Origin of the sequence: Tianweitania sp. (assembly GCF_032053605.1) — a bacterium.
In the GTDB taxonomy this organism is placed as follows: Bacteria; Pseudomonadota; Alphaproteobacteria; order Rhizobiales; family Rhizobiaceae; genus Tianweitania.
The window spans coordinates 8,364-12,350 of the sequence record NZ_DAMBUH010000097.1; the positions used below are offsets into that span (position 1 = coordinate 8,364).

Here is a 3,987-nt window from a genome sequence, read left to right on the forward strand (position 1 = left end):
GGCATGAAGAAGGACGAGATAGACGCGCGCGTGAAGCGTGCGGCCGAAACGCTGGAGCTGTCGGCGCTACTCGACCGCCGGCCACGCGAACTGTCGGGCGGCCAACGCCAGCGCGTCGCCATGGGCCGCGCCATCGTGCGCAATCCCAAGGTCTTCCTGTTCGACGAGCCGCTGTCCAACCTCGACGCCAAGCTGCGCGGCCAGATGCGTGTCGAGATCAAGAACCTGCAGCGCGCGCTCGAAGTCACCAGCGTTTACGTCACGCATGACCAGCTCGAAGCCATGACGCTCGCCGACCAGCTCGTGGTCATGAATGGCGGTCTGGTGGAACAGATCGGCAAGCCGCTGGACATCTACGAAAAGCCGGCCTCGACCTTCGTCGCCTCCTTCATCGGCGCCCCGCCCATGAATCTGCTGGGCACGGTTGCCGGCGGCAAAGGTGCGCCGCTGACCGTTGCCGACCTTTCCGATCTCGGCCTATCCGTGCCGCAGGGAACCACCACCGTCGGCATCCGGCCGGAAGACATCGAGCAGGGCGATCATGCGGGCGAGGGGTTGAAGACCCGGCTCACCGTGGAAGCCGTCGAGCCCGTCGGCGCCGAGAGCTTCCTGCATGGCACGGCAAATACGCACCGCCTCGTCGTGCGCGTGCCCGGCCGCTCGATTGCCGAGCCTGGTGCGGTGTTGCCGATCTTTGCGCCGCGCGCCAAGCTGCATTTCTTCGATGCCAACGGAAAGCGCGTGGAAGGCTAAGGCTCGCTTCGAGCCTGCTCTCATTTAGCGACCCTGATCGTCACGCCCGGCGTTTTTCTTTGAACGAGACGGCGCCGACGATCAGCGTCACGACGAGCATGGTGGACGCTACAACCAGCAGCGCCACCGATAGCGAGGTCGCGGTCAGCACCGCGCTTGCAAAGATGATGCCGATAGCGTTGGCAGTCCGCAGCAGGGCAAACACTTCGGGTCGCTTGTTGGGCGGCGCCAGGATGTCGAGGATCAGGGAGTAGTAGGTCGCGAGCGGGGCAAGCACCGCGCCGATCAGCACGGCCCCGACGATCGTCAGCGCCAGTGAGTGCTGTATCGCGGCCAGCCATGCGCCCCCCGTCATGACGCACAGAAGCCCGACCACCATGCCGCGCGTGGCGGCGCGGTTGCGCACACTCACCCAGATCCCGCCCGCCACCGAGGCCAGGCACAAGGGCACGGTAAACAGGATCGCCAGAGCAGGCGGGTAGCCGAAGCCGATCGCCAAGGCCACCGCGCCGATCTCGATCGCAGCGATGGCCGAGCCGCCGGCTGCTGAACACATCAGCCACAACAGGATCGAGGGGCTGAGCACCGATCCTTCGGCATGCGGGGTGTCTTCAACTGGTGCCGCACTGACATGCGGAACGAGCAGTGCCGGGATCGCGCCGAGCACTGCCATCGCCACCACCGCAAAGATCGGCGACAGCGTGCCCAATCCCGATGCGGCGACAGGCGCGAGAACGAAGGTCACCTCGTTCAGCGTGGCCGATATTCCTAGCGCACGCGGCAGTTTGGAAGCCGGGGTCAGACCGTTCAGCACCGAGCGCAGATAGCCCCAGGCCGCACCGTGCACCGAGCCTGCCACCGCCGTTAGCAGAAAGAGCCACAGGAATGGCGCCCCGTAAGCGGCCAGCACTGCCATGAGGAGGAGGGCAATGGTGCGGATGGCGATCAGCCCCTGTAGAAACCGTGTCGCCGACCGGTTCCTGCCAAGCCGCGTGATTGGAATGGCGCCCAGGACCTGCGCGACGGTCATCGCCAGTATCAGGGCCGCCCCGCCGCTTGTGTCGCCGGTCAGAACCAAGGCGAGCAGCGAGAAAGTCACCGGTCCCGCTGCCTGCGGCACGCTGATGGCTGCGGCCGACACGAACCAGCGGATCAACTGCCCGCGCGCGGCAGGGTCATCGAAGGCTTTGCGGTCGCGATCGCCAGCCTCTGCGTTGTGGAGCGTCGTCATGGGAGATTGACCCGCCGGCTGCCCGTAGCACCGCGCGGTACACCGCCCCGTCTGGCTAGGCCTGTGCCAAGTGCAACGAAGCCGTCCACCCACCCTAGTCCGACAAGCGGAGCGGGTCGAAGCAACCGTGAACGAACAAGTAGCGTAATCATGCACCGGCCCCTTTGATGGGCCGGGCCGTTCCCGGGCATTTTTTCCCACGGAGGGGATGAGGACGTTACCTCACGATTCGAGAGGATATGGGTGGGAGTGATGAAGTCAATTGGCTTGGGTGCCGCCGTTCGTCCAACCGATCTTTGACAGAAAACAGGTTGGGGAACGAAGCGTGCCGAGAATGAGGCGCGCTCGCAGCCTCAGTGCAGCGCCGACACCATATCCTCCGGCAGCGGCGCGGGCTTGAAGCTGTCGCGGCGCGTCCAGCGGTAAACCAGGAGGGCGGCAACGATGGCCAAGCCGGCAAACAGGCCGATCCAGATGCCGAGCCCGCCCATGCCGAAGTGGAACGCAAGCAGCGCGCCGAGCGGCAGGCCGATGCCCCAATAGCCGATTGCGGCATAGATCATCGGCACGGTCGTATCCTGCAAGCCGCGCAGCATGCCGCTGGCCACCGCCTGCGCGCCATCGACGATCTGGAACAGGCCGGCCACTGCCAGGAAGACGATGGCGAGATCGACCACCGGCGCGTTGGCGGGATCGCTGAGATCGATGAACGCGCCGATCAGCAGGCGCGGAAAGACGATCATCACGAAAGCCGCGAGCGTCATGAAGCCGATGCCCAGCGCAAACGCCGTCCAGCCGGAGCGGGTGATGCCCTGCTTGTCTTCGGCTCCGAGCGACAGGCCGACGCGCACCGTCGCCGCCTGACCCAGTCCCATCGGTATCATGAAGGTGACGGAGGCGATCTGGATCGCGATGGCATGCGCGGCAAGCGACGTCGTGCCGATCAAACCCATCAGAAAGGCGGCCGCGTTGAAGATCGACACTTCGAAGGTCAGGATCGCTGCAATCGGCAGGCCGAGTTTCAGCAAGGCCTTGAAGCGCGGCCAGTCCGGACGCCAGAAGCGGCCGAAGATATGATAGCGGCGGAACGGGCGTTTGAAGGCGATGATAAGCGCGAGCCCGATGAACATCATTGCGCTAGACAAGGCCGTGGCGATGCCCGATCCGGCCAAGCCCCAGGCGGGAAAGCCGAAATGGCCGAACACAAGCAGCCAGTTCGCCAGCGCGTTGAACAGAACCGCGCCCGCCACCACAACCAGCGCCCAACCCGGCCGTTCCAACGCGGAGATGAAGGAGCGCAGAACGAGATAGGCGTGGAAGGGCAGTGTCGCCCATTGCAGCGCGCGCACGTATGAGCCCGCATCGGCGGCAAGCTTCGCCGACTGCCCCATCCAAAGGAAGATGCTTTCGGCATTCCAAAGGAAGATCCAGGCGGGGATGGAGTAAAGCGCTGCGATCCACAGGCCCTGCCGAATGGTGCGGCGTGTTTCGCGCACGGCAAAGCGGTTACGGCCAAGTTCACGCGCAGCCATTGGCGATGTCGCCGTCACCAGGCCGAGGCCGAAGATCATAGGAAGGTAGTACAGGCTGGTGCCTAGAGCTGCCGCCGCAATCGCATCCGGGCCGAGCCGACCGAGAATGATCACGTCGGTTGTGGTCATTGCGACCTGGCCGAGATTGGTCAGCACCATCGGCCAGGCAAGCGCCACCATGGCCAGGACTTCGGTACGCCAAAGCGAAGAGCGGCTCTGCGCGGGAAGCGCGAGGCTGGTCATCCCATCACCTGTAAAATCCAAGCGCGGCAGCCATTTCGGCGCACAGCCCGCTTCACTCCTTCCTTGCGACAGGTGGACTGCGAGGTCAATTGGGCCAGAACCGATCTGCTGATTGAACGAGCAAATGCCGCTTTCGCGGTCAGCTTATTCGGCGAATACCTTGACGCTGGCTGCTCGTCCGGCGGCATCGATCACGGTGAGCGTGGAGAAGCCTGCGCCATCCGGAGT

At 64.7% G+C, this 3,987-nt stretch carries 3 protein-coding genes; 1 reads left to right on the top strand and 2 read right to left on the bottom strand.

The window, feature by feature from the left end:
* Positions 1-753, top strand: a 753-nt coding sequence (locus RTX98_RS16800) for an ATP-binding cassette domain-containing protein (protein WP_312797967.1), incomplete at its 5' end; no start/stop codon positions are given.
* Between the two features lie 40 nt (positions 754-793).
* Here the strand turns inward: RTX98_RS16800 and RTX98_RS16805 are convergent.
* Together RTX98_RS16805 and RTX98_RS16810 are read right to left on the bottom strand one after the other, a co-directional pair.
* Positions 794-1,984, bottom strand: a complete 1,191-nt coding sequence (locus RTX98_RS16805; RefSeq protein ID WP_312797968.1) for an MFS transporter — start codon at positions 1,982-1,984, stop codon at positions 794-796.
* A 353-nt stretch (positions 1,985-2,337) separates the two neighbouring features.
* Entirely contained in the window at positions 2,338-3,759 is a 1,422-nt protein-coding gene (locus RTX98_RS16810; protein WP_312797969.1) for an MATE family efflux transporter, read from the bottom strand.
* Positions 3,760-3,987 lie beyond the last annotated feature (228 nt).

Excerpts from the sequence above, each read along its gene's own strand:
- RTX98_RS16805 (WP_312797968.1), bottom strand. The coding sequence starts at position 1,984 with ATGACGACGCTCCACAACGCAGAGGCTGGCGATCGCGACCGCAAAGCC.
- RTX98_RS16810 (WP_312797969.1), bottom strand. The coding sequence starts at position 3,759 with ATGACCAGCCTCGCGCTTCCCGCGCAGAGCCGCTCTTCGCTTTGGCGT.